A 22,674-nucleotide genomic window follows, 5' to 3' on the forward strand; every position below is an offset into this window, starting at 1 on the left:
CCCTACGGAACATCCCAATTTTCCTGCAGGTGCCAGCTGTTCGGCGCCTGCAAAAAACAAGATCCGTTATTAAGGAATTGCCATGACCCTCGTTAATCACCTGATCCACGGCGAACTGACCGCCGGCACTGGCCGTAGCGCTGACGTGTTCAACCCGTCCACCGGCGCGGCGACCAAGAAAGTCGCCCTGGCCGACCGCGCCACTATGCAACTGGCCATCGACTCGGCCAAGAGCGCCTTCCCGGCCTGGCGCAACACCCCGCCAGCCAAGCGCGCTCAGGTGATGTTCCGCTTCAAGCAGCTGCTGGAGCAGCACGAAGCGACTATCTCCAAGCTGATCAGCGAAGAGCATGGCAAAACCCTCGAAGACGCAGCCGGTGAGCTCAAGCGCGGCATCGAGAACGTCGAATTCGCCTGCGCCGCCCCGGAAATCCTCAAGGGCGAGTACAGCCGCAACGTCGGCCCGAATATCGACGCCTGGAGCGACATGCAGCCAATCGGCGTCGTGGCCGGCATCACCCCGTTCAACTTCCCGGCTATGGTGCCGCTGTGGATGTACCCGCTGGCCATCGTCTGCGGCAACTGCTTCATCCTCAAGCCGTCCGAGCGTGACCCAAGCTCCACCCTGTATATCGCTCAATTGCTGCAAGAGGCCGGTCTGCCGAAAGGCGTGCTCAACGTAGTGCACGGCGACAAGGAAGCCGTGGATGCGCTGATCGAAGCGCCGGACGTCAAAGCCCTGAGCTTTGTTGGCTCCACGCCGATTGCCGAATACATCTACAGCGAAGGCACCAAGCGCGGTAAGCGCGTCCAGGCACTGGGCGGCGCGAAGAACCACGCCGTACTGATGCCCGATGCCGACCTGGACAACGCCGTCAGCGCACTGATGGGCGCGGCCTACGGTTCCTGCGGCGAGCGCTGCATGGCCATCTCCGTGGCCGTGTGCGTAGGCGACCAGATCGCCGATGCACTGGTCGAGAAGATCGTGCCGCAAATCAAAGCGCTGAAAATCGGTGCCGGCACATCCTGCGGTCTGGACATGGGCCCGCTGGTGACTGGTGCGGCGCGTGACAAGGTCAAAGGCTATATCGACGCCGGCGTGGCCCAGGGCGCAAGCCTGGTGGTCGACGGTCGTGATCTGGTAGTTGCCGGCAACGAAAACGGCTTCTTCGTCGGCGGCACCTTGTTCGACAAGGTGACCCCGGAGATGACCATCTACACCGACGAAATCTTCGGCCCAGTGCTGTGCATCGTCCGCGTCGGTAGCCTGGAAGCGGCCATGCAGCTGATCAACGACCACGAATACGGCAATGGCACCTGCATCTTCACCCGCGACGGTGAAGCCGCGCGGTTGTTCTGCGACGAGATTGAAGTCGGCATGGTCGGCGTCAACGTGCCGCTGCCCGTACCGGTCAGCTACCACAGCTTCGGCGGCTGGAAGCGCTCGCTGTTCGGCGACCTGCACGCCTACGGCCCGGACGGTGTGCGCTTCTACACCCGCAAAAAAGCCATCACCCAGCGCTGGCCGCAGCGCGCTTCTCACGAAGCGGCGCAGTTTGCGTTCCCGAGTAATGGTTAAGTAACACCCAAGGGGGCTGATCGCAGGATCAGCCCCCTTTTTTGATACGCAGAACTATCTGTAGGAGCGGCCGGGCGGCGTTCCGTCTTGGCCGCGATCTAAGGCCACCACCGAATCGCGGACAAGGACTAGGCGTCCCCCCCCCGTTCCTACAAAAGCAACAAACCAGCCGCGCGGGCGCGGCGTTGGTGCAGTGACCGCAGGTTACGGCACCCCTTGGGTGAGCGGGTTCAGGGTTTCCTGGCCCGTAAGCCCGCTCTCCCAAGGGCAGCCCACTTCAATTAACAAGGGCCAGCTTACGGGCGTGCGAGCTAGAGAAAAACCAGGCGAGAACGGCTGAGAAAGCGGAGTTTACGAGTTGTAAATGAGCATTTCGAAGCCGTTCTCAACGCAGTTTTTCCGACGCGCAGCCGGTCGTAGGCGGTCCTTAGAAGAGGACTCCTTGCAATGAATAAACCCATGATTGGCCTTCCCCTGTGCCGCTGGCAGCTGACTAGCCGTGATATTGGCTGGTTTCACCTGGTCGGTGAGAAGTACATCCACGCTGTCACCGGCTTCGGTGCCTTCCCGCTGATGATCCCGGCTTTCGGCGATGATCTGGACATGGACACGGTGCTGGATAGCGTCAGCGGCATCTTGTTCGGTGGCTCGCTTTCCAACGTGCACCCCAGCTTCTATGGCGACGAGCATCCCGGCCTGGGCCTGGCCGACAAACCCCGCGATGAAACCGTACTGCGCCTGATGCGCGCCTGCCTGGAGCGCGGCATTCCCTTCCTCGGCATCTGCCGAGGCGTGCAGGAACTCAACGTACTGTTTGGCGGCACCCTGCACCGTGAAGTGCACGAGGTTGAAGGGCGCCTTGATCACCGTGAGGTGAAGGACGTACCGGACGACGTGGCCTACGGCCCGATGCACAACGTGGCCCTGACCGAGGGCGGCGTGCTGCATTCGCTGTTCGGCGAGCGGCAGATCAAGGTCAACTCGTTACACGGTCAGGGTATCGATCGCCTCGGCGAGGGCTTGCAGGTTGAAGCCGTGGCCGAAGATGGGCAGATCGAGGCGGTCAGCGTGACTGGCGCCAAGGCGTTTGCCGTTGGGGTGCAGTGGCATCCCGAGTATCGCTATTGGGAGAAGGCGGATTACAACGCGCTGCTGGGGGCGTTTCATCAGGCGGCGAGGGAATATCAGGTGAAGAGGCTGGAGCTTCGCAGCCAGACGGCCTTGGCTTAAAAACTGCGCTGGTGATTTAAGGCAAAAGGCCCGTCGAGTGACGGGCCTTTTTATTAAGATTTTGAATTAGCTCTTTATTAGGGTCTCAAGCGCAATTACTAATGCATCTATAGAGTTGCGTTTGTGTTGGTTAAGTGCGGTTTGTGGGTTTTTGCTGACAGCATCTGCAACCACCTGCTTTGCTTGGGATTCAACTTTATTATTCCATAGCTTTCCTTGCGTCTGGAAAGAGTTTTTAAGTCGATCACTCCATTTGTTTTTTCCTTTGAAACTGTTGTCAAGAGTTACACCGAATATCTCTTTAATTTTTAGTTCATATATGCTTTTTTCTATGCAGTCCTCAAATTCGCTCTCGGTAGAACCATTGCATGTGGTAAAGGTTACAGTTTTTATGCTTGCAAGGCCGTCTCGCTCTGCTGCCTCAAATGCTTGTTTTCCAGCGGCGTCATGATCTAAAAAACAGTGATATGCGCATAGATAGCTTTTTAGCGATGATAGTTTGTATGGTAAGTTCCCTGCTCCACCTATGGGCTCTATGACTAACAAGTTGTTGGATAAGCATTTCTTTAGTTTTTCACTCAGGTGGGGGAGTAGCGTGCGTAGGGATGTTAGATCATCGCTTCCTTCTACAACAAGAACATAACTAGCGTTTGTTAAGTTGTCTGATGCTCTTACGCCTAGTAAGTCTCGTATCTGCTGGATGTTTTTGGCAGCTGTGGCCTTGCCTTTGTCTACGATAATGTTTGACTTGATATCCTGTCGTTCTACGAATAGTGGGTTGTGAGTTGTTATCACAACTTGGTTGTCATCACATAGTGATTTTATTATTTCATTTAATTGGTGTATCGCAGCAGGATGAAGATGAGACTCAGGCTCTTCAATTGCAATGATTGATGCCCCAGACTTTCTTGACATTCCCTTGAGTAGCCCAAGCGCTACAAGGCTTTTAACTCCGTCGCCCTTGAAAGATAGGGATGTTGGAGTTCCGTCATCAATAATTATTTCGAAGTCTCTTCGGACTGCTACTCTTCTCGCACTATCGGGCATCTCAATGGTTACGGCTTTAATGCTTGGTAGAAACTCTTCTAGAGGTTCTCTAATGTTGTTGCTTAAAGCCTCTAAATAAGGTATTTGCAATCGCCTAATCGTATCAAGAGCTTCCATGTAGCTTGGATTGTCTTCTAGCGACCTCAACTGTTCTGATAGTAGCCTGCTGACTACATTCATTGCTTCTTGTTCTGATCTAATCGCTGGTATGTAGTTAAAATTTATCTTTTCAGCAATGAATTCTGTGATTCGTGTGGATTTTTGATTGAATCCTTTAGAGCCCTTTCCGCTCTTGGAAATGCTTATTTGTGGCTTGCTGTCTTTTCCGATTTTTATAATTATAGGGAGTATGCCGTTTAGTCCTTGCCCAATGGTGCTTCTGAACTCCTCTACTTCGGATTTACTAAGCTGAAATTCGAATCTGATAATAGTTTGTGTTCCAGATTTTCGTGACTGTAAAGCAACAGGGAAATCTCTATCCCATAAATATTCTTTTTCATCTCGTCTAGATGGTGAAGTGAGAATTGTTCTTACGTTTGATCTTCTGGAATGGCGCTGAAGTGAAATCATACCGACGTCCAGCGCCTTTAAAATGTTAGATTTCCCTTCGTTGTTTCTTCCAATTAGAGTCGTCATATTGGAAATGCTAACTTTATGTGCTGAAGTAATGCTTCTGTAGTTTGTTACGGAAAAATTAACAAGCTCCATATTTTCTCTGTAAATTTAAGTAATTGGCGGGTAGGGTGGATGACGCTTTTTCATCCATCATTTAGTTCGGTATTAATCTGGGCTGTGTGCGTTGGATTTGCCGTAGATGCGTTTGATGTTGACGATTTCCTCGAACAGGCCTTCGACAATCGCAGCGGTGGCGTTGTCGGCGTTGATCAGCACTGCAAGGTGTTTTTGCTGCCGAGGTGGGCTGGGTTTGGCGGCCATGCTTCTTCCTTGAATAGGGTTGGCTCGACCTTACTGCTAATGGGTGGCAATGCGCCATAGTTTGCGCATTGGCTTTTGGTCTTGGGTCTGTTCTCGGGTTGGCTGGTATCCGCCGCTTGTGTGCTGACCGGTCTATTGGTTCCGCCCTTACGGCGGCTTACTTTTGGCAGACGCCCCAAAAGTAAGCAAAAGGTCTTGCCCCTTGCATCCGGCCCGACTTCGTCGGGTTCCCTCGCTCCATCATTGCTCCAGGGGCCGGCGTACAAGGGCCGTCCCTGGCCCTTTACGCCTCTCGCCGCATCCATGCGGCTCGCTCCCTTCCACAACGATTCCACTCGGCCTGCTGATGGGGCGTTTGGCGTCGTCTGTGTAATCGCAGACTCAAAAGCAAAAAGCATGTTGCTGTGTTTGCGGCATGGGTGTCTTGGGCATCGAGGTGGACAAGCTTCGCGTTGTCCACCCAATAAAGCCGGTGCGGTTTGATCCCCAAGAAAAAGCCCCGCAAGTGCGGGGCTTTTTGTTTACCGGCGATAGCCATATCCATGGCCGTGGCCGTCATGCCGGCGGTGTTTGTGGCCATGCCAGCGGTTGTGGCGCGGTCGTTCTTGCACGTAATACACCGGTGCCGGTTGGTAGTAGACCGGTTGGCGCTCGTAGTACACCCGTTGCGGCGGGTAATAGGCCGGGGGCGGCGGGTAGTACTCGCGTGGGTGTTGGCTGTAAGCCGGTGCGTAGCGGCTTTGGCTGACGATTACGCCGCCAATCACCGCGCCTACCACGGCTCCGGCAATCGCTGCGTCACGGTTGGAGGCCTGCGCTGGGGCGTGGGCAAACAGTACCAGGCTGGCCAACAGGCCGGTGATAAGGGGGATACGCGACAGCATGATCGATACTCCTGTGCAAACCGGTCTTTCCCGGCTTGTGGTTTCGACACTGGCTGTTGCGCGGCATTGCAGAGCGGAATGTAAAGCCTGTGTAAAACAGGGCAGCGCGGGTCTTTGTTAAGAATGCTGGCCGCCCTGTGATTGGCTATAGCCGGCCTTCAGTTGCCCTCGGCATCTTTGCGGCACTGCGCTTGCAGGGCGGCCCAGCCGTCGGCGCCGAGTTTTTCCAGGGTGGCGATGTTGGCTTCGAAGATCGCCTCTGGGTCGGGGAAGGCGGCGACGGCGCGGTCGATGCTGGCTTCGCGCAGGAGGTGCAGGGTCGGGTAGGGCGTGCGGTTGGTGGCGTTGCTGACATCGTCGGCGCGGGTGTCGGCAAACTGAAACTGCGGGTGGAAGCTGGCCACTTGCAGAATGCCGCTGTAGCCGAGTTGCTCAACGGTGTCGTCGACCACGGCGAGAAAGTCGTTGAAGTCGAGAAAATCACTGAGTACGGCAGGGTGGATCAGCAGCGTGGTGTCGGTTTCGCTTGGCTCACAGTTAGCCAGTGCGTGCAGTTCGTCGATCAAGGCGCTGAGCAGTTCTTCTGGCTCGGTGCTGGCGCACACCACGTAGCGCACTTGCCCTTTGACCTGCACGGCTTTGGCGAAGGGGCAGAGGTTGAGGCCGATCACGGCGCGGTCAACCCAGGCGCGGGTTTCGGCGATGGCGTGGGCGGCGCTCGGGATGACGGGGTTATGCATAAAAGAGGGCTCGGGCTGGCAAAGTGGTTTTAAGTTTAGCGGCAATAGCGCGCCGAGGGTTCTCGGCGCGCCGGTGTTGCGCCTCAGCCGCTGTTGCGTTGCGGGTTGCCGGCGCGGCGTAGCGGGCTGCAACTGCGCAGGTCAACCGCGCCGACATAAGGGTTGCCGTAGCCCATCACACAGCCGACCTGCTGGTTGCGCCAGCGCTCCCATTCACTGATGGGGTATTGGCGGTTCCAGGCTTCGTAGGTGCGTCGGTCGAGTTTGGACAGGCGCAGTTTGTAGTGGTCCGCCATGTACAGGTAGATGCGCGCGGCAGCGCCACGGGCATGAGTCGGCGGCATGGCGGTTTTGGCTTTGAAATTGACCACCATCGGGCAGCTGCCGTATTGCGTGGGTTTTTCGCTGAGCATGCCGAGGGCGTAGTTGGAGCGGTCGCCATTGACCTCGCCAATGCTCGGCACCAGGTTGTGCAGGTCGGCTTCGGCAGCCTTGAAGGTGGCGTCGTTACGCGCACAGTTTTTGCGCCCGCCTTCCTGCCAGCATTGGCGCTGATGGCCAATCACCCAGGCCGGCACCACGTGTTCCCATTCCAGGCGCTGGGCGCGACGTAGTTGTTTGCGCGGGCTGTAGCCGCAGCTGTTGAGGTCGACTTGGTTGCCGCTGTACGCGCACTGGCAATAAAAGGTGTTGGGCCGTTCGGCGTATAAGCGCCAGGCAATTTTCTTCGCGGCGCTGAAGGTTTTCGGGGCTTCGGCAAAGGTGGGCAGGGCAACGATGAGGCAAAGCAGGGCAAGCAGGCGTGGCATGGCGGACTCGGCAGCAAAAAAAGCTGCGGATCATACCGGTTAAACCGCTCTGCGACGGGGCTTTTAGCGTAGCCGCGATCAGCGGTCGGTAACCTTGGCCGCCGGGCAGGCGTTGTTAGCACGCAACCTGAGCTTGCGCAGCTAGGTAGTTGATTGCGCTGTAAGTCATGCCTTTGGGCGCAGCCGCTGGCCAATCTGGATTTTGTTGCTAGCGTTACCCCATCACACCGCAGCGGATGACCTCCTCTGATGAGTACCGTGCAGCGTTTACCCAGGCAGGCAAAACGTGCCCAGGCGATGCCCGTTTTGGGGCTGTCGCGGTTGGGTCGCCGAGTGTGCGGTTTGCTGCTGTTTAGCCTGCTGACCCTGGGCGGGTGTGCCACGCGGCAGGACCATCAGACCATCATCAGCAACCAAAGCCCGATCAAGCCGTCCGAGTTCTTCCAGAGCCATGCCGATCGCATGGCGACCTTGGGCATGCGCAATAACCTCAATAGCCTTTATCGGTTGATGGACAAGCTGTATCTGCGTAACCCGCGCGAGTGGCGCAAAACCGGGTTGGCCGATGTTGAGTCGGTTAAGCGTGCGGTGCATCGCGCGATTGAGCTGGACCAGCCGCTGCCATCGCTGGGCGGGCGGACGGATATCGCCGCGCTCAGCTATGCCCTAAGCGCCGAATACCAGGGCGACCGTGTTGGGGCATTTATCTACTCATTGGCAAGCATGCTGATTACCGCGCATGGCGGGCGCACCGAGTATTACTTGAGCGACACGCTGGACCCGCAGTTCATCCATAACGCTGCGCGTAATATGGAAAAAGCCAGCTGGATGTTGGCGCAACGCACCGACGCAGGCGGCACGCCGTGGCTGCTGTCCAACGAGATTTCTGCCGAGGGGCGCAACCTCAGTTATGCGGTGGAGTTCGGCAAGATTGTTGCGCGTTTGGATTTGCTCACGGATGTGCTGGATGAGCGCTACCGGCGCATGGGGGTGAGTTATGCCCAGGGGCTGCTGTTTATGAACTTCCTGCCGGTGCAGTAAGCCGTGCCGCCACGGCTTCCATCGCCTTTTTGCTTAATAGCCTTGCTCAAGGCGCTTCTGGCTTTGCGTGTTAGCCGCCTCTATTTGTTGCTTGAGTTGCTCTGTTTGCTGTTGCAGCTGCGCGGCCTGCTCCGCTTGCAGGCTGGCGGTTGCGGCAGTTTCACCCAGGCCACAGCCGCTCAGAAGTACGCTGGTGCAGATAAATAGGGCGGCGAGGCTACGCATGGTGACTCCGTGTTATTGGGCGGGCTTATTGCCAGCGTTGGTAGAGGGTTTGCAGTGTGCCAGCTTGCCTTAACCGTTCAAGGGCTGCTGCGAAGCGCTCGGCACGCGCACGATCGCCTTTGGCGAAGGCGACATAACGCGGCATTTCCACCAGGGGTTTGAAGAGGATGCGCACGCTTTCTTCCGCGCGTTGCTCGCGAACGAAGTACATCAGTTGGGTGCGGTCGCCGACGATGATGTCGATGCGCCCAGCCAGCAGCATCGAGACCAACTGGCGTGGGTTCTGGGCGCTGCTGTCACGCCGCAGGTCGGCCTGATCGAAGTCCGCCTGATAGGCGTAGCCGCGAACCTGGCCGATGACGTAGAGCGACAGGTCATCCAGGTCGAGCCAGTCGCGAATAGCGGTTTTATTGGTAGTCATAAATACCGTAGAGCCCGTACGGATGGGCCCGACCAGCTCGTATTGCTGCATGCGCTCGGGGGTGCCGGCAAACTGGAAGGCCATTGTCACGGCGTTACGGTTGAGCATGCTTTTGACCCGCTCCCAGGGGTACAGGCGCAGGTTGTAGGGAATTTTGGCTTCTTGCATAACAGCTTGCACCAGCTCTACGTCCAGCCCGTGCGGCTGGTCATCTTCGAGGGTGACAAAACTGTAGGGGGCGAACTGTTCGTCGCCGACTATGTTCCACTCTTCGGCCTGTAACGCCCAAGGGATTAACAGCAACAGACACAGCGCCGCGTTACGCATGACGTCCTCCGGGCTTGGCCTTATTGAGCGGTGTGCTCGGTAGTGATGCTAGCTAATCGCGTGCCGGGCTGCACGGTTGCTGGGGCGTAATCGTTGCCACAAAAAAGCCCCGGTATGCAGGCCGGGGCTTGGCGAGGCAGTGAGTGCAAGGCTCAGACTTTGCGCACGAACTCGGATTTGAGCTTCATGGCGCCAATGCCATCGATCTTGCAGTCGATGTCGTGGTCGCCGTCGCACAGGCGGATGCCTTTGACCTTGGTGCCCACTTTAACCACCAGAGAAGAGCCTTTGACTTTCAGGTCCTTGATCACGGTGATGGTGTCGCCATCCTGCAAAACGTTGCCTACCGAGTCCTTGATTACCGTGGCGTCGTCGGCTGTTTCAGCTGCGGCGTTGGCCGACCACTCGTGGGCGCACTCGGGGCAGATCAGCTGGGCGCCGTCTTCGTAGGTGTATTCGGAGTTGCATTTAGGGCATGGCGGCAGGGTGCTCACGGCGGGGTCCTTACTAGGTCACTATGAAAAGGCCGCATAGTGTATAGGGTTTTACGGGGCTTGGTTTTACGGGGCTTGGCGAGGGGCTGGAGGCTGCGGCCAATTGAGGATGCCACTGTCACTAAAACGGCGGGTGCCGAACAGGCCGCCTGCAAGCTTGCCGCTTAACTCGTAGGGCAGGCCTTTGCCGTGCTGATAGCCGGCTGCTCCCCAGGCTTGGCGCAGTGCAGCGTAGGCAGAGAGGCTAACGGGTATGTGCAGAATACGTTCGCCATAACGCGCTACTTGGCCGCTTTGGTCGCTGACACCACTGAGGAGCGGCTGCTGGTTGACCTTCAGTTGAAGGGCGATGCCGTTGAAATCGATGGGGCGGTCATTGGGGTTTTGCACGCGCAGTTTGATCGCGAAGCGCAGTTCTAGCTCTTGGCCCGGCAGGGGTTCGATCCCGACCAGTTGAATCTGCAGCGGGTCACCGGGCGTGAAGGTGCTGCAGGCCGTCAGCATGAGCAACAGGCTGATGATTAGGGCGCGGGCAAGGTGGCGGTGAAAGGTGATAGGCATGCGGGGTTTCCACTGCTGAGTAATGACAGAGTAGAAGACCCTGGCGCGGGTGCGATTACGCCGCTGCGTTAGAAATAAGTGCGGCGTCTTGTGTTGCGAGGGATGCCCGCCAGCCTGCAACTGCACGCGCTGGCGGGTTGCAGCGGGGAATCAGAAGTGCGCTTTGACCAGCAGGCTGGCGGTGTTTTGATCGGTGGTGAAGCTATTGGTGTCTTCGATGCCGTACTTGTCTTTCCAGTAGTCGTATTCAATGCCGACATACAACTGCTTCTCGCCCCAGTTCATGGCCTTGCCCAGGTCGTATTTGATCTGTGGGTTGAAGTGCAGGTTGGCGTGGTAGGTTTTGTCGTTATCCACCACCCAGTCCATAAAACCATCGATAACGATGTCGGACTTGCCCACCGGGATGGTGTAGCTCCACGCCGGGGTGATCTGCCAGACGCCGCTGCCGTCGCGGGCGCCGTCGGTTTCACGGTGGTAGAAGTTCAGCGAGAAGTAGTCGAAGCCGGGGATGGCCAAGTCAAAGCCTGGGCCGATCAGATAGGACTCAACGTCGTCTTCACCAAATTCATAGGTGGTGGCCAGCAGCACGTCTTTGATCGGGCCGAATTCCAGCTTGCTGTTGAACAGCTTGCCGAACGACAGGCGCGGCGAGAATTCACCGTAGAAGGTGTGGCCGTCGCCTGCGCCATTGGTCGCGTCGGTGTTGTACTTGATGGTGTCAACGAAGAAGAACAGGTCGCCGACGCTCCAGCCGCTGGCGTGCTCGAAGGTGACGGTCTGCTGGATTTCCGGATCGACCTTGAAGTCTTGACCATATAGATAGGTCAGGCTGTTGTTCTGCCACTGCAGCAGGTCACCCGCTGCAGCCTGGCCGCCCGCCAGCAGCCCGCCCGCCAGGGCCAGAGAGGAAAGAGTACGGTTCATCGAGTGGTGCTCCCCAAAGTGCTGAATTATCGTTTTTAAACCTGTCTGAATGGTCAGGCTAGCTCGGCATACAGCAAGAACAAGGCCAAACCCTGTTTCTGCGCGCAGGTTCACCATCCTGAGCCTTCGACAGCAGCTCGGGCGCGCACTTTAGTGAGTTTGCTGGGGATGTAAAGGCCGGCCATGCACTATTAACTGACTGCCAGGACAGTTTCAGTCATATGTTGGTGCATCTACTGGGGCGGCCGGGGTGTGCTCGGTCGCAAGAAGCGCACAGGCACTCCGTCGGCTGTGCTGTGCAAATGGCGTGCGTGTGCTTTGCTCAAATAACCCGCCGTAAACAGCAAGGTGCAACCTGTTGCGCGGCTTGGGTTATACCTGTCGTCGGAAGGTTTTGGCTTTTTTAAAACGATCGTTTGCTAGCGCCAATGCAGGGTTTTCCTGCGGGCCGCGCCAGGTGTGAGGCCTACCTGTCATAGGGCGTGTTTGTGAGGTGGCGGACGGGGCGTGAGGCGTGCATAGGTGTTGGGTTGCGCCTAGTTGCACCTTGAGCCCCTGGGGGTTTAATCTTCCGCCAGTTTTTTTGCCGTGCTCCAGCCCATAACAGGATAAACCAATGGCCACCACTACCCTTGGCGTAAAGCTCGATGATGCAACCCGTGACCGCCTCAAGCAGGCAGCGCAGTCAATTGACCGCACGCCGCACTGGTTGATCAAGCAGGCGATTTTCAATTACCTGGAGCAGATCGAGGGTGGTTTGACCCCGGCTGAGCATTCCGGCCTTGCAGCGGTCGCCGGTGAGGAGTCGGTTGACACCCTGACCGAGCAGGGTCTGCAGGTGTTCCTTGATTTCGCGGAAAGCATCCTCCCGCAGTCGGTGCTGCGCGCAGCGATTACCGGCGCTTATCGCCGTCCGGAAACCGAAGCCGTACCGATGTTGCTGGAACAAGCGCGTCTGCCCAAGGACATGGCCGAAGCCAGCAACAAATTGGCCATGAGCATTGCCGAGAAGCTGCGCAGCCAGAAGAATGCCAGCGGCCGTCAGGGCCTGGTGCAGGGCTTGCTGCAGGAATTCTCGTTGTCCTCGCAGGAAGGTGTGGCGCTGATGTGCCTGGCCGAAGCGCTGCTGCGTATTCCGGACAAGGCCACCCGTGATGCGCTGATCCGCGACAAAATCAGCAACGGCAACTGGAGCCAGCACCTGGGTAACAGCCCGTCGATGTTCGTCAACGCGGCCTCCTGGGGCCTGTTGATCACCGGCAAGCTGGTGTCCACGCACAACGAAGCCGGCCTGGTGACCTCGCTTAACCGCATCATCGGTAAAGGCGGTGAGCCGCTGATCCGTAAGGGCGTGGACATGTCTATGCGCCTGATGGGCGAGCAGTTTGTGACCGGTGAAACCATCGCCGAAGCCCTGGCCAACGCCACCAGCATGGAAACCAAGGGCTTCCGTTATTCCTACGACATGCTCGGTGAAGCCGCGCTGACTGACGAAGACGCCAAGCGCTACCTGGCCTCCTACGAGCAGGCCATCCATGCCATCGGCAAGGCCTCGCATGGCCGTGGCATTTACGAAGGCCCGGGCATTTCGATCAAGCTCTCCGCGCTGCACCCGCGTTACAGCCGCGCCCAGTACGACCGCGTGATGGACGAGCTGTACCCGATCCTGCTGGGCCTGACCAAACTGGCCAAGCAGTACGACATCGGCCTGAACATTGACGCCGAAGAAGCGGATCGTCTGGAAATCTCCCTCGATCTGCTGGAGCGTCTGTGCTTCGACCCGGCCCTGACCGGCTGGAACGGTATCGGCTTCGTTATTCAGGCTTACCAGAAGCGCTGCCCGTATGTGATCGATTACGTCATCGACCTGGCCAAGCGCAGCCGTCACCGCCTGATGATCCGTCTGGTAAAAGGCGCGTACTGGGACAGCGAGATCAAGCGCGCCCAGGTCGAAGGCCTGGAAGGCTACCCGGTGTACACCCGCAAGCCATACACCGATATTTCCTACATCGCCTGTGCGCGCAAGCTGCTGGCCGTGCCGGAGGCCATCTACCCGCAATTCGCTACGCACAACGCCCACTCGCTGTCGGCCATCTATCAACTGGCCGGGCAGAATTACTACCCTGGCCAGTACGAATTCCAGTGCCTGCATGGCATGGGTGAGCCGCTGTACGAGCAGGTAGTGGGCAAGGTGGCCGATGGCAAGCTGAACCGTCCGTGCCGCATTTATGCACCGGTAGGCAGCCATGAAACCCTGCTGGCTTACTTGGTGCGCCGGCTGTTGGAAAACGGCGCGAACACCTCGTTCGTTAACCGCATTGCCGACCACAGCATCTCGATCAAAGAGCTGGTGCTCGACCCCGTGCAACAGATTGAGCAAATGGCTGCACAGGAAGGTGGCCTCGGCCTGCCGCACCCGCGCATTGCCCTGCCGCGTGCGCTGTATGGCGACGCCCGCTTGAACTCCGAAGGCATCGACTTGGCCAACGAACACCGCTTGGGTTCGCTGTCTTCGGCGCTGCTGAGCAGCACCAACAACGCCTACAAAGCCATGCCGCTGCTGGGCTGTGAAACGCCTGAGCTGGGCGAGGCGCAACCGGTGCGCAACCCGGCGGACCACCGCGACGTCGTTGGCCATGTGCATGAGGCCAGCGAGCAGGACGTACACAATGCCGTGCTCTGCGCCGTGTCCAGCGGGCAGATCTGGCAGTCGACTCTGCCGGCCGAGCGCGCCGCTGTATTGGATCGCGCCGCTGACCAGATGGAAGCGGAAATCCAGCAGCTGATGGGCCTGCTGGTGCGTGAGTCCGGCAAGACCTTTGCCAACGCCATCGCCGAAGTGCGCGAGGCGGTGGACTTCCTGCGCTACTACGCGGCGCAGGCACGTAACCACTTCAGCAACGACAGCCACCGCCCGCTGGGTCCAGTGGTGTGCATCAGCCCGTGGAACTTCCCGCTGGCGATTTTCAGCGGTCAGGTTGCTGCTGCGCTGGCTGCCGGTAACACCGTGCTGGCCAAGCCCGCCGAGCAAACCCCGCTGATTGCTGCGCAAGCGGTGCGCATTCTGCTGGAAGCCGGCGTGCCGGCGGGTGCCGTGCAGTTGCTACCGGGCCGTGGCGAAACCGTCGGCGCCGGCTTGATCGGCAATGAGCGCGTGCGTGGTGTGATGTTTACCGGTTCCACCGAAGTGGCCGGCATCATCCAGCGCAACCTTGCCGGTCGCCTGGATGCCCAGGGCCGCACCATTCCGCTGATCGCCGAAACCGGTGGCCTCAACAGCATGATCGTTGACTCGTCGGCACTGACTGAGCAGGTGGTCGTCGATGTGGTCGCTTCGGCCTTCGACAGCGCCGGCCAGCGTTGCTCGGCGCTGCGCGTACTCTGCGTGCAGGAAGACGTAGCGGATCGGGTGATCAACATGCTCAAGGGCGCCATGGCTGAATACAGCCTGGGCAACCCGGAGCGCTTGAACACCGACATTGGCCCAGTGATCGACAGCGAGGCCAAGGGCAATATCGACCAGCACATCGCGAAAATGCGTGAGAAGGGCCGCAAGATTTTCCAGGCTGCCCGCGCCAGTGGCGACGACCTCAGCCGTGGCACCTTCGTCACGCCAACGCTGATTGAGCTGGACAGCTTCGATGAACTGCAACGTGAAATCTTCGGCCCGGTGCTGCACGTGGTGCGCTACCAGCGTGCGGACCTGGGCAAGCTGCTGCAGCAGATCAACGAAAGCGGCTATGGCCTGACCCTCGGCGTGCACACGCGCATTGATGAAACCATCGCCCAGGTGGTCAATAGCGCCAAGGTCGGCAACCTGTATGTGAACCGCAATATGGTCGGTGCCGTGGTTGGCGTGCAGCCGTTCGGCGGTGAAGGCTTGTCCGGCACCGGCCCGAAAGCCGGTGGCCCGCTGTACATGTACCGTTTGCTGGCAACCCGTCCGCAAGACGCAGTGGCCAAGCAGCTGCAGCAAGAGGGCGCTGAGACTCAGCGTCCGGCCGAACAGGCCAAGGTGATCGCGGCGCTGCAAGACTGGGCGACGCAGCATGAGCCAAGCCTGGCGGCGCTGAGTGCGCAGTACGTTGAACTGGCGCAGAGCGGCACCGTGCAGATGCTCAACGGCCCAACCGGTGAGCGCAACAGCTACAGCCTGCTGCCACGTGAGCATGTGCTGTGCCTGGCTGACGCGCGCGGTGACTTGCTGGCGCAACTGGCGGCGGCCTTGGCCGTGGGTTGCCAGGTGCTTTGGCAGGAAACTGAGTTGAGCCGTGAGTTGTTCGCTGCCCTGCCCAAGGCGGTGCAGCAGCGCATTACGCTGCTGAGCCAGTGGAGCACCAGCGACACCACGTTTGACGCGATCATCCATCATGGTGACTCCGACCAACTGCGCGAAGTCTGTCAGTTGGCCGCCCAGCGTCCGGGCGCGATTATTGGTGTGCATGGTTTGCACAAAGGCGAGACCGATATTCCGCTGGAACGTTTGCTAATCGAGCACGCCCTGAGCATCAACACCGCAGCGGCGGGCGGTAACGCCAGCCTGATGACCATCGGCTAAGCGCCTTTAGTCACGCTGCACTGAGCATCCTGCCCCGACGGGTTCGCCTGTCGGGGCAGTGCGCAACACCGGCTTACCGCCACCCCCAGGGGCTTTGCCCAAGTTCCTGATGCTGCACGCGGCACTTGCCGTTACGCAGCGCCCGTCTTACACCCGGCAACGGGGGCTACCCGCCCGTACGACGTGTTTCTTCCCTCTGGCATTTCGATGCGATGCACCGGCCTACCCGGCGGGTGCTGGAGCAGCGCTACCCGCGCTGCTCCAATCGATCGGCCACCCTCTGTTTAAACTCAGCCCTTTGTCGATTATGGCCACAGCCCTCCGCACGGCCGCGACGCGTCCAAGGGACACCTGTCGGCTGCTTTCGGGCGCTGGCGGTTGGGCATGCAGGCCGCCGGGCGCAGCTCAACCCGGTTATTCAGCACTGGCAGGCAACCTTGGCGCCCCCGGCAAACGGCTCAGGGTGCTGCGCGCGCAGCCTCTTGATTGCGCAGCGCACGGGCGACTTCAATCTGCAGCTGGTAGGCGGGGGTTTCGATGGCGTCGTGGTCGCGGGTGTAGCGGCGGGTAAATTCAGCCACGCCCCACTGCTGGTATTGCTGCACATGCAGCAGTTCATGGGCCCAGAGCGCTACGTTCTGTTGCGCATCCTCGGCGTTGCGAAAGACGATGATGTCGATCAGCGTCACGGCCTGCACATCGGGGTTTTGCAGCAGGGCATTACCGGCGTTCAGCGCCTGGTCGCCGCCAACCTTAAAGCGCGCTGAGTCGAGTACCGCTATCGCGAAATACGGCTCTAGCTGTGCGCGAATATGCAGCGGCACCGGCTCGGTGCCGTCGGCGGCTGCGCGTTCACGGGCTTGCAGCAAGCCATGCTCAAGGCCTGAAGCGGCGATCTGGGTGGCGTCTGCGTACAGCCTATCAATGTCGGCCTGACTGAGCGGCGCACAAAAGCACACCACTGCGCACACCTGCTGCTGGCCGCTGGGGCAGGCCAGAACCGATGCCGCAAGGCTAAGCCCGCCCACAACTAAGGCGAGCCAGCGCAAAGGTTTAAGCAAAAACACAGCAGGCAAGGGCATCTCTCCGAACAATGATGACCGCCGCCGGGTGGGCGGCAGCCCGTGTCGCACATGGACCCTGGCCACTGCGTTTGGTTGCAGGGCAGCGGCGCATCAGCAGAGTGGCATGCCGCGGCTACATCCGCACCCAACGCTGGCGGGTCCAGCCGCTGAGCGCATCAACGCCGAACACCAGCACCAGCATCGCCAGGATCACCGTGCTGGCCTGCGCTTCTTGAAACAGGCTGAGGCTGACGTAGAGCATCTGCCCCAGCCCGCCGGCCCCAACGAAGCCGAGCACGCTGGCCATGCGGATATTGTTTTCCCAGCGGTACAAACAGTAGGCCAACAGCTGTGGCCACAGATTGGGCAGGGTGCCGTAGCAAAACGCACTGACCTGGCTGCCGCCTTGCAGGCGAATTGCCTCGGCCGGTTCAGTGGGGGTGTTTTCCAGGGCTTCGGCAAATAAGCGGCCGAGCACGCCGGCGGTGTGCAGGGCCAGGGCCAGGGTGCCGGCATTCGGCCCAAGGCCTGCAGCAAGCACCATCAGCGCGGCCCACACCAACTCGGGAATCGCCCGCAAGGCATTCAGCAGCATGCGTGCCGCGCTTTGCAGCGGCCAGCCGAAGCGTCCGGCAGCGGGTAAGGCCAGCAACAGGCCGAGTACCGCCGCCAGTAAAGTGCCGATGGCCGACATGGCCAGGGTTTCCAGCGCGCCACGGCTGATGACGGCAAGATGTTCCGCGCTCAGGTCGGGGCTGAGAAAGCGCTGCACGTAGCCGGCCATCTGCGTCAGGCTGTCGCCACCGATCAGTGTGCCGAGGTCGATGCCCAGATACGCGAACGAGGCGTATACCGCCACGCCGATGACGCCTAACAGCAGCAGATTGATCAGCCGGTTCATGCCAACCTCCGCCGCAGCAGGCGGCTGAGCTGATCGGCCAGCAGCACCAGTAGCAGGAAGGTCAGCAACATGCTCGCCACTTCACCGCCGGCAAACATGCGCATCGACAGGTCGATCTGTTGGCCAAGGCCGCCAGCGCCGACGAAACCCATCACTACTGAGGCGCGAATCGCGCATTCCCAGCGGTACACGGTGTAGGAGGTCAGTTCTGCCGCGGCATTCGGCAGGATGCCGTAGGCGAACGCCGCCAGCCGGCCGCTGCCAGCCTGCAGCAGGGCGTGCATGGGGCGCTGGTCGACGGACTCGTAAATTTCCGCATAGACCTTGCCGAGCATGCCGCTGTAGGTGATGGCAATGGCCAGCACGCCTGCAGTGGGGCCGAGGCCGACGGCGCGGACGAACAATAGCGCCCAGACGATTTCTGGCACGCTGCGCAGGAAAATCAGCAGGCCACGCACCGGCCAGCGTAGCAGCTGCGCCAAGGCTGTAGGCCTGCCACCACGGGCGGCGGCGGATAGCGACAAGGCGCGGCTGGCCAATAGGCTCGCGGGGATTGCCAATAGCAGCGCCAGGGCCATGCCGGCGGTGGCGATGGCCAGCGTTTGCAAGGTGGCCTGCAGCAACAGCTCGAGAAATTCTGCGTCATGCGCCGCTGGCCAGAAGGCCGCAACGAAACGGCCCATTTCGCTCTGGCTGTCGCTCTGCAGCAACACGCCGAGATCCAGTTCGCTGAGCTGGATGCCCGGCCACAGCAGGGCCAGCGCCAGCAGGCTGAGCAACAGCCGCGGCAGGGCCGCCGGGTCGCGGTGGGGGCGGTTTAGCATCGCGGAATCTGTAGGCTCAGGCTAACGGCGGGGACGGGAGGCGGGAGCAGTTGTTCGTTGGCATACAGCGCATCAAGCTGCGCCTGGTCGACTTCAGCGGCCGGGCGGTCGAAAAAAATCTGCCCATCGCGCAGGCCAATCACGCGCGGGAAGTGTGCCAGGGCCAGCTCCACCGCATGCAGGCTGGCGACGAGGGTGACCCCGCTGGCTTCGGCATGTCGGCACAGTACATTGAGGGTGTGCGCGGCGAGCACCGGGTCCATGGCAGACACCGGCTCATCGGCCAGCAGCACCTCGGGCGCTTGGTATAGCGCGCGGGCAATGCCCACGCGTTGCAACTGCCCGCCGGAGAGTTGCTGGCACTGGGCGAACAGTTTGTCAGCCAAATCCAGCTTGGCCAGCTCGCGCTGTGCGCCGGCAATATCCAGTGGGTGCAGCAGGTTCAGCAAGCTTTTCGCCAGGCTCCACTGGCCCAGCTTGCCGGCCAGTACGGCCGTCACCACACGCTGGCGTGCCGGCAGCGGCGGCGCCTGATGAACCAGGCCAATGCGGGCGCGCAGGCGCTGACGTTGCCGCCCAGAGAGCTGCCAAGGTTGTTCGCCGAGTACGTGCAGCTCACCGCTGCTGGGCTGCAGGGCAGTGGCTAGCAGGTTAAGCAGGCTCGACTTGCCAGCCCCGGAGGGGCCGATAATCGCCACCTGCTCGCCGGGCGCAATGTGCAGTTCGACATTGCGCAGGGCGTGAACGCCGTTACCGTGCTGCAGCGTCGCCTGAGTCAGGCGTAGGCTCATTTCAGCAGGTCAGCGGCGCGAGCGGCGTCCTCGATGCCGGTGTAGTTCTCAGGCTTGGTTTCGATAAAGCGGCTGGCAGCCTGCAGGTCGAGAATCGCTTTGTGCTCAGGCTTAGCTGGATCGAGCGCGAGGAAGGCCGCTTTGATTTTCGCGACCAGCGCTGGGTCAAGGTTGCCGCGCACGGTCCAGTTGTAGTCGAAATAGCTCGGGGTGGTGGCGAAGACGCGAACCTTAGTGGTGTCGACCTTACCGCTGGCAACCAGCTTGTCCCACACGCTGGCATTGAGCACGCCGCCATCAACCTTGCCTGCCTGCACCCAGGCAGCCGTGGCGTCATGCGCGCCGGAGTAGCCGATACGGCTGAAGTGGCTTTCTGGCTTGATGCCGTCCTGTAGCATGAAATAACGCGGCATCAGGCTGCCAGAGGTCGACGATACCGAACCGAAAGCAAAGGTTTTGCCCTTGAGGTCGGCCAGGGATTTTACGTTGGCGTCGGCGGTGATGAATTTGCTGGTGAACTGGGCATCTTGCTCGCGCTGCACCAGCGGGATGGCATTGCCGGTTTTCAGGCGCACCTGGACAAAGGTGAAACCGCCAAGCCAGGCCATATCGAGGCGATCAGTCGCCAGGGCTTCGACCACGGCAGGGTAGTCGGCAACCGGGGTGAACTCGACCTTCATGCCCAGTTGTTGTTCCAGGTAGGCGCCCAGCGGCTTGAATTTGCGCAGCAGTTCGGTTGGCGCTTCATCTGGGATAGCGCTGACACGCAGGGTTTCAGCCGCCTGCAGCAGGCTAGCGGACAGGCACAGGGCAGCACAGGTGGCGAATGCCAGGGTACGTTTGAGCATGAAGATTCTCCGGTTCAATAGCGGAAAAGGTTCGAGGTGACAGCTCAGCGGATCCGCTGGCTGCGTGTGGTCAGGTAAACAGACGTGCGCGATTATAGGGAGCGCTGCGTTAAAGACCAGCGTTGCCCGCAGGCCATGGGAAAACAGCCTGGGTTGGCCTTCTTATTAAAGAATGCAGGGCTTAAAGCCGCCACGACGTGCCCATGCCCCCCATCGCCCCACGTTCTCGGCGCATTGCTCAGCCGGCCTCGCCTACATTTTCCAGCGGCCTGTTAGAATCCGCGGCTTGTTTTCTGATTTGCCGAGAGCCTGACCCATGAGCGAGCCGATCCGCCTGACCCAGTACAGCCATGGAGCCGGTTGTGGCTGCAAAATTTCCCCCAAGGTATTGGACGTCATCCTGGCAGGCAGTGGCGCGCAGAACCTCGACCCGAAACTGTGGGTGGGCAACGCCTCGCGGGACGACGCGGCGGTGTATGCCTTGGATGATGAGCGTGGCGTGGTCTCGACCACTGACTTCTTTATGCCCATCGTCGATGACCCCTATGACTTCGGCCGTATTGCCGCGACCAATGCGATCAGCGATATCTACGCCATGGGCGGCGACCCGCTGATGGCCATCGCCATCCTTGGTTGGCCGGTTAACCTGCTGCCGCCGGAAGTGGCGCGTGAAGTGATTCGCGGCGGCCGCGCGGTGTGTGATGAGGCGGGCATTCCGTTGGCCGGCGGCCATTCCATCGACGCCCCAGAGCCGATCTTTGGCCTGGCTGTGACGGGCGTGGTGAACAAGCGCCATATGAAGCGCAATGACACCGCCACGGTCGGCTGCCGGCTCTACCTCAGTAAACCGCTGGGCATTGGCATCCTCACCACGGCTGAGAAAAAAGCCAAGCTGCGGGCTGAAGACATCGGCCTGGCGTGCAAGTGGATGTGCACCCTCAACAAGCCCGGCAGCCGCTTCGGCAAACTCGCCGGCGTTACCGCCATGACCGATGTCACCGGGTTCGGCTTGCTCGGCCATCTGGTGGAAATGGCCGACGGTGCGGGCCTTACGGCGCAGCTCGACTACGCTGCCGTGCCGCGTTTACCCGGCGTTGACTATTACCTGGATGAGGGCTGCGTGCCGGGCGGCACCCTGCGCAATTTCGAGAGTTACGGCGAGAAAATCGCGCCCATCAGCGAGGCGCAACGCAACCTGCTTTGTGACCCGCAAACCAGCGGCGGCTTGCTGGTGGCTGTCAGCGCAGAGGGCGAGGCTGAGTTTCTCGCGTTGGCTGCCGAGCTGGGCCTGAACCTGGCGCCAATCGGTCAGCTGGTCGAGCGACAGACCTATGCGGTAGAGGTGCTCTGATGCGCGACAACAGCAGCGACTACCGCGATATTTTCCTGAATGATCGACCGCTGATGGATGCCCGCGCACCGGTGGAGTTCCACAAAGGCGCCTTCCCCGGCGTGCTCAACTTGCCGTTGATGGACGACAGCGAGCGCCAGCGGGTGGGCACTTGTTACAAGCAGCATGGCCAGGATGCGGCCATTGAACTGGGCCATCAGTTGGTCAGTGGTGCGGTTAAGGATGAGCGGGTCGCCGCCTGGAGCGCCTTCGCCAAGGCTAACCCCGACGGTTACCTCTACTGCTTCCGGGGTGGCCTGCGCTCGCAGATCACTCAGCAGTGGCTCAAAGATGCGGGCATTGAATATCCGCGGGTGGTGGGCGGCTATAAGGCGATGCGCAGCTTCTTGTTAGAGACCACCCAGCAGGCGGTGGCCGAATGCAGTTTTGTCATCGTCGGCGGCATGACCGGCACCGGCAAGACCGAAGTGATTAGCCAGTTGAGCAACAGCCTGGACCTGGAAGGTCACGCCAACCATCGCGGTTCCAGCTTCGGCAAGCGTGCCACCGGCCAGCCAGGGCAAATCGACTTCGAAAACCGCCTGGCCATCGACATCCTTAAGCAGCGCGCCGTTGGCACCCGGCAGTTTGTGTTGGAGGACGAGAGTCGCCTGGTCGGCACCTGCTCGCTGCCGTTGGAGCTGTACCAAGGTATGCAGGGCTATCCGTTGGTGTGGTTGGAAGACAGCTTCGCCGGTCGTGTAGAACGCATCCTCGGGGATTACGTGACCCATTTGTGCGCCGAGTTTCTCCGCGTGCACGGCGTTGAGGATGGTTTTGGCTTGTTCGCCGAGCGTCTGCTGCAAAGCTTGAGCAATATCCAGAAGCGCCTGGGCGGCGAGCGTTACCAGCGGCTGCTGACGATCATGCAGGCGGCGCTTGCCGAGCAACAGCGCAGTGGCGACGTTGACCTGCACCGTGGCTGGATCGAAGGGCTGCTGCGTGAGTATTACGACCCCATGTACGCCTTCCAGCGCGAAAGCAAAGGGGCGCGTATTGAGTTTGCCGGTGAGCAGGCGGAGGTAATTGCTTACCTAAAAGCGCGCCAGGCTCAGATGGGCTGAGCAGCAAGCGCTG

Annotated in this window: 20 protein-coding genes and 1 pseudogene; 6 read left to right on the forward strand and 15 right to left on the reverse strand. The window is 60.0% G+C overall.

The window, feature by feature from the left end; genetic code table 11:
• Positions 1-82 precede the first annotated feature (82 nt).
• Both AC0J6G_RS01395 and AC0J6G_RS01400 read left to right on the forward strand, forming a co-directional pair.
• A complete protein-coding gene (locus AC0J6G_RS01395; protein WP_475250628.1) occupies positions 83-1,579 on the forward strand; it encodes a CoA-acylating methylmalonate-semialdehyde dehydrogenase in 1,497 nt (498 codons plus the stop codon).
• Positions 1,580-2,038: 459 nt separating this feature from the next.
• Complete coding sequence (locus tag AC0J6G_RS01400; RefSeq protein ID WP_475250629.1) at positions 2,039-2,809, forward strand: gamma-glutamyl-gamma-aminobutyrate hydrolase family protein; 771 nt, start codon at positions 2,039-2,041, stop codon at positions 2,807-2,809.
• A gap of 66 nt (positions 2,810-2,875) precedes the next feature.
• Here the strand turns inward: AC0J6G_RS01400 and AC0J6G_RS01405 are convergent, their stop codons facing one another.
• From AC0J6G_RS01405 to AC0J6G_RS01425, 5 genes and pseudogenes are all read right to left on the reverse strand, one after another.
• Positions 2,876-4,564, reverse strand: a complete 1,689-nt coding sequence (locus AC0J6G_RS01405; protein ID WP_475250630.1) for an ATP-dependent nuclease — start codon at positions 4,562-4,564, stop codon at positions 2,876-2,878.
• A gap of 99 nt (positions 4,565-4,663) precedes the next feature.
• Positions 4,664-4,792 (reverse strand): annotated as a pseudogene (locus AC0J6G_RS01410) (NYN domain-containing protein); the annotation flags it as partial.
• Between the two features lie 521 nt (positions 4,793-5,313).
• Positions 5,314-5,676 carry a hypothetical protein gene (locus AC0J6G_RS01415; RefSeq protein WP_475250631.1) on the reverse strand — a complete coding sequence of 121 codons (363 nt, stop codon included), beginning with the start codon at positions 5,674-5,676 and terminating at the stop codon, positions 5,314-5,316.
• 158 nt (positions 5,677-5,834) lie between these two features.
• Positions 5,835-6,416, reverse strand: a complete 582-nt coding sequence (locus tag AC0J6G_RS01420; RefSeq protein ID WP_475250632.1) for a DUF1415 domain-containing protein — start codon at positions 6,414-6,416, stop codon at positions 5,835-5,837.
• 83 nt (positions 6,417-6,499) lie between these two features.
• A complete protein-coding gene (locus AC0J6G_RS01425; RefSeq protein WP_475250633.1) occupies positions 6,500-7,225 on the reverse strand; it encodes an endonuclease in 726 nt (241 codons plus the stop codon).
• Between the two features lie 297 nt (positions 7,226-7,522).
• Between AC0J6G_RS01425 and AC0J6G_RS01430 the strand changes: the two genes are divergently transcribed.
• Positions 7,523-8,266 carry a hypothetical protein gene (locus AC0J6G_RS01430; protein ID WP_475250634.1) on the forward strand — a complete coding sequence of 248 codons (744 nt, stop codon included), beginning with the start codon at positions 7,523-7,525 and terminating at the stop codon, positions 8,264-8,266.
• Between the two features lie 33 nt (positions 8,267-8,299).
• Here AC0J6G_RS01430 and AC0J6G_RS01435 read toward each other — a convergent pair whose 3' ends face one another.
• The 5 genes from AC0J6G_RS01435 to AC0J6G_RS01455 all read right to left on the reverse strand — a co-directional run bounded on the left by AC0J6G_RS01435 (position 8,300) and on the right by AC0J6G_RS01455 (position 11,221).
• Positions 8,300-8,491, reverse strand: coding sequence for a hypothetical protein (locus AC0J6G_RS01435; RefSeq protein ID WP_475250635.1), 192 nt, complete (start codon positions 8,489-8,491; stop codon positions 8,300-8,302).
• A 25-nt stretch (positions 8,492-8,516) separates the two neighbouring features.
• The gene (locus AC0J6G_RS01440) at positions 8,517-9,239 is read right to left on the reverse strand and encodes a substrate-binding periplasmic protein (protein WP_475250636.1); all 723 of its coding nucleotides are present in this window, start codon (positions 9,237-9,239) and stop codon (positions 8,517-8,519) included.
• Positions 9,240-9,391: 152 nt separating this feature from the next.
• Positions 9,392-9,733, reverse strand: a complete 342-nt coding sequence (locus AC0J6G_RS01445) for a zinc ribbon domain-containing protein YjdM (RefSeq protein ID WP_475250637.1) — start codon at positions 9,731-9,733, stop codon at positions 9,392-9,394.
• 66 nt (positions 9,734-9,799) lie between these two features.
• Positions 9,800-10,294 carry an LEA/WHy family protein gene (locus AC0J6G_RS01450; RefSeq protein WP_475250638.1) on the reverse strand — a complete coding sequence of 165 codons (495 nt, stop codon included), beginning with the start codon at positions 10,292-10,294 and terminating at the stop codon, positions 9,800-9,802.
• A 150-nt stretch (positions 10,295-10,444) separates the two neighbouring features.
• Positions 10,445-11,221 carry an outer membrane protein OmpK gene (locus tag AC0J6G_RS01455; RefSeq protein WP_475250639.1) on the reverse strand — a complete coding sequence of 259 codons (777 nt, stop codon included), beginning with the start codon at positions 11,219-11,221 and terminating at the stop codon, positions 10,445-10,447.
• Between the two features lie 616 nt (positions 11,222-11,837).
• Here AC0J6G_RS01455 and putA point away from each other — a divergent pair.
• On the forward strand, positions 11,838-15,779 hold the full coding sequence (gene putA, locus AC0J6G_RS01460; protein ID WP_475250640.1) for a trifunctional transcriptional regulator/proline dehydrogenase/L-glutamate gamma-semialdehyde dehydrogenase: 3,942 nt from the start codon (positions 11,838-11,840) through the stop codon (positions 15,777-15,779).
• Positions 15,780-16,237: 458 nt separating this feature from the next.
• Here the strand turns inward: putA and AC0J6G_RS01465 are convergent, their stop codons facing one another.
• From AC0J6G_RS01465 to AC0J6G_RS01485, 5 genes are all read right to left on the reverse strand, one after another.
• On the reverse strand, positions 16,238-16,861 hold the full coding sequence (locus AC0J6G_RS01465; protein ID WP_475250641.1) for an eCIS core domain-containing protein: 624 nt from the start codon (positions 16,859-16,861) through the stop codon (positions 16,238-16,240).
• Positions 16,862-16,976: 115 nt separating this feature from the next.
• Positions 16,977-17,744 (reverse strand): phosphonate ABC transporter, permease protein PhnE, encoded by a 768-nt coding sequence (gene phnE / locus AC0J6G_RS01470; RefSeq protein WP_475250642.1) that lies wholly within the window; start codon positions 17,742-17,744, stop codon positions 16,977-16,979.
• Positions 17,741-18,568 (reverse strand): PhnE/PtxC family ABC transporter permease, encoded by an 828-nt coding sequence (locus AC0J6G_RS01475; protein ID WP_475250643.1) that lies wholly within the window; start codon positions 18,566-18,568, stop codon positions 17,741-17,743. Before AC0J6G_RS01475 ends, phnE begins: the two co-directional genes overlap by 4 nt.
• Complete coding sequence (locus AC0J6G_RS01480; protein ID WP_475250644.1) at positions 18,562-19,359, reverse strand: phosphonate ABC transporter ATP-binding protein; 798 nt, start codon at positions 19,357-19,359, stop codon at positions 18,562-18,564. The genes AC0J6G_RS01475 and AC0J6G_RS01480 overlap by 7 nt, the downstream gene beginning before the upstream one ends.
• Positions 19,356-20,207: a putative selenate ABC transporter substrate-binding protein gene (locus AC0J6G_RS01485; RefSeq protein ID WP_475250645.1), complete on the reverse strand. Its 852-nt coding sequence runs from the start codon at positions 20,205-20,207 to the stop codon at positions 19,356-19,358. Before AC0J6G_RS01485 ends, AC0J6G_RS01480 begins: the two co-directional genes overlap by 4 nt.
• Positions 20,208-20,523: 316 nt before the next feature.
• On the opposite strand from AC0J6G_RS01485, the gene selD reads away from it, so the two are divergent.
• Together selD and mnmH are read left to right on the forward strand one after the other, a co-directional pair.
• Complete coding sequence (gene selD, locus AC0J6G_RS01490; protein ID WP_475250646.1) at positions 20,524-21,558, forward strand: selenide, water dikinase SelD; 1,035 nt, start codon at positions 20,524-20,526, stop codon at positions 21,556-21,558.
• Positions 21,558-22,661, forward strand: coding sequence for a tRNA 2-selenouridine(34) synthase MnmH (mnmH, locus tag AC0J6G_RS01495; protein WP_475250647.1), 1,104 nt, complete (start codon positions 21,558-21,560; stop codon positions 22,659-22,661). Before selD ends, mnmH begins: the two co-directional genes overlap by 1 nt.
• Positions 22,662-22,674: the final 13 nt, after the last annotated feature.

The organism is Pseudomonas sp. TS_SC_3 (assembly GCF_056156225.1).

Coding starts and splice junctions, on each gene's coding strand:
- AC0J6G_RS01395 (WP_475250628.1), top strand. CDS start 83: ATGACCCTCGTTAATCACCTGATCCACGGCGAACTGACCGCCGGCACT.
- AC0J6G_RS01400 (WP_475250629.1), top strand. CDS start 2,039: ATGATTGGCCTTCCCCTGTGCCGCTGGCAGCTGACTAGCCGTGATATT.
- AC0J6G_RS01405 (WP_475250630.1), bottom strand. CDS start 4,564: ATGGAGCTTGTTAATTTTTCCGTAACAAACTACAGAAGCATTACTTCA.
- AC0J6G_RS01415 (WP_475250631.1), bottom strand. CDS start 5,676: ATGCTGTCGCGTATCCCCCTTATCACCGGCCTGTTGGCCAGCCTGGTA.
- AC0J6G_RS01420 (WP_475250632.1), bottom strand. CDS start 6,416: ATGCATAACCCCGTCATCCCGAGCGCCGCCCACGCCATCGCCGAAACC.
- AC0J6G_RS01425 (WP_475250633.1), bottom strand. CDS start 7,225: ATGCCACGCCTGCTTGCCCTGCTTTGCCTCATCGTTGCCCTGCCCACC.
- AC0J6G_RS01430 (WP_475250634.1), top strand. CDS start 7,523: ATGCCCGTTTTGGGGCTGTCGCGGTTGGGTCGCCGAGTGTGCGGTTTG.
- AC0J6G_RS01435 (WP_475250635.1), bottom strand. CDS start 8,491: ATGCGTAGCCTCGCCGCCCTATTTATCTGCACCAGCGTACTTCTGAGC.
- AC0J6G_RS01440 (WP_475250636.1), bottom strand. CDS start 9,239: ATGCGTAACGCGGCGCTGTGTCTGTTGCTGTTAATCCCTTGGGCGTTA.
- AC0J6G_RS01450 (WP_475250638.1), bottom strand. CDS start 10,294: ATGCCTATCACCTTTCACCGCCACCTTGCCCGCGCCCTAATCATCAGC.
- AC0J6G_RS01455 (WP_475250639.1), bottom strand. CDS start 11,221: ATGAACCGTACTCTTTCCTCTCTGGCCCTGGCGGGCGGGCTGCTGGCG.
- putA (WP_475250640.1), top strand. CDS start 11,838: ATGGCCACCACTACCCTTGGCGTAAAGCTCGATGATGCAACCCGTGAC.
- AC0J6G_RS01465 (WP_475250641.1), bottom strand. CDS start 16,861: ATGCCCTTGCCTGCTGTGTTTTTGCTTAAACCTTTGCGCTGGCTCGCC.
- phnE (WP_475250642.1), bottom strand. CDS start 17,744: ATGAACCGGCTGATCAATCTGCTGCTGTTAGGCGTCATCGGCGTGGCG.
- AC0J6G_RS01475 (WP_475250643.1), bottom strand. CDS start 18,568: ATGCTAAACCGCCCCCACCGCGACCCGGCGGCCCTGCCGCGGCTGTTG.
- AC0J6G_RS01480 (WP_475250644.1), bottom strand. CDS start 19,359: ATGAGCCTACGCCTGACTCAGGCGACGCTGCAGCACGGTAACGGCGTT.
- AC0J6G_RS01485 (WP_475250645.1), bottom strand. CDS start 20,207: ATGCTCAAACGTACCCTGGCATTCGCCACCTGTGCTGCCCTGTGCCTG.
- selD (WP_475250646.1), top strand. CDS start 20,524: ATGAGCGAGCCGATCCGCCTGACCCAGTACAGCCATGGAGCCGGTTGT.
- mnmH (WP_475250647.1), top strand. CDS start 21,558: ATGCGCGACAACAGCAGCGACTACCGCGATATTTTCCTGAATGATCGA.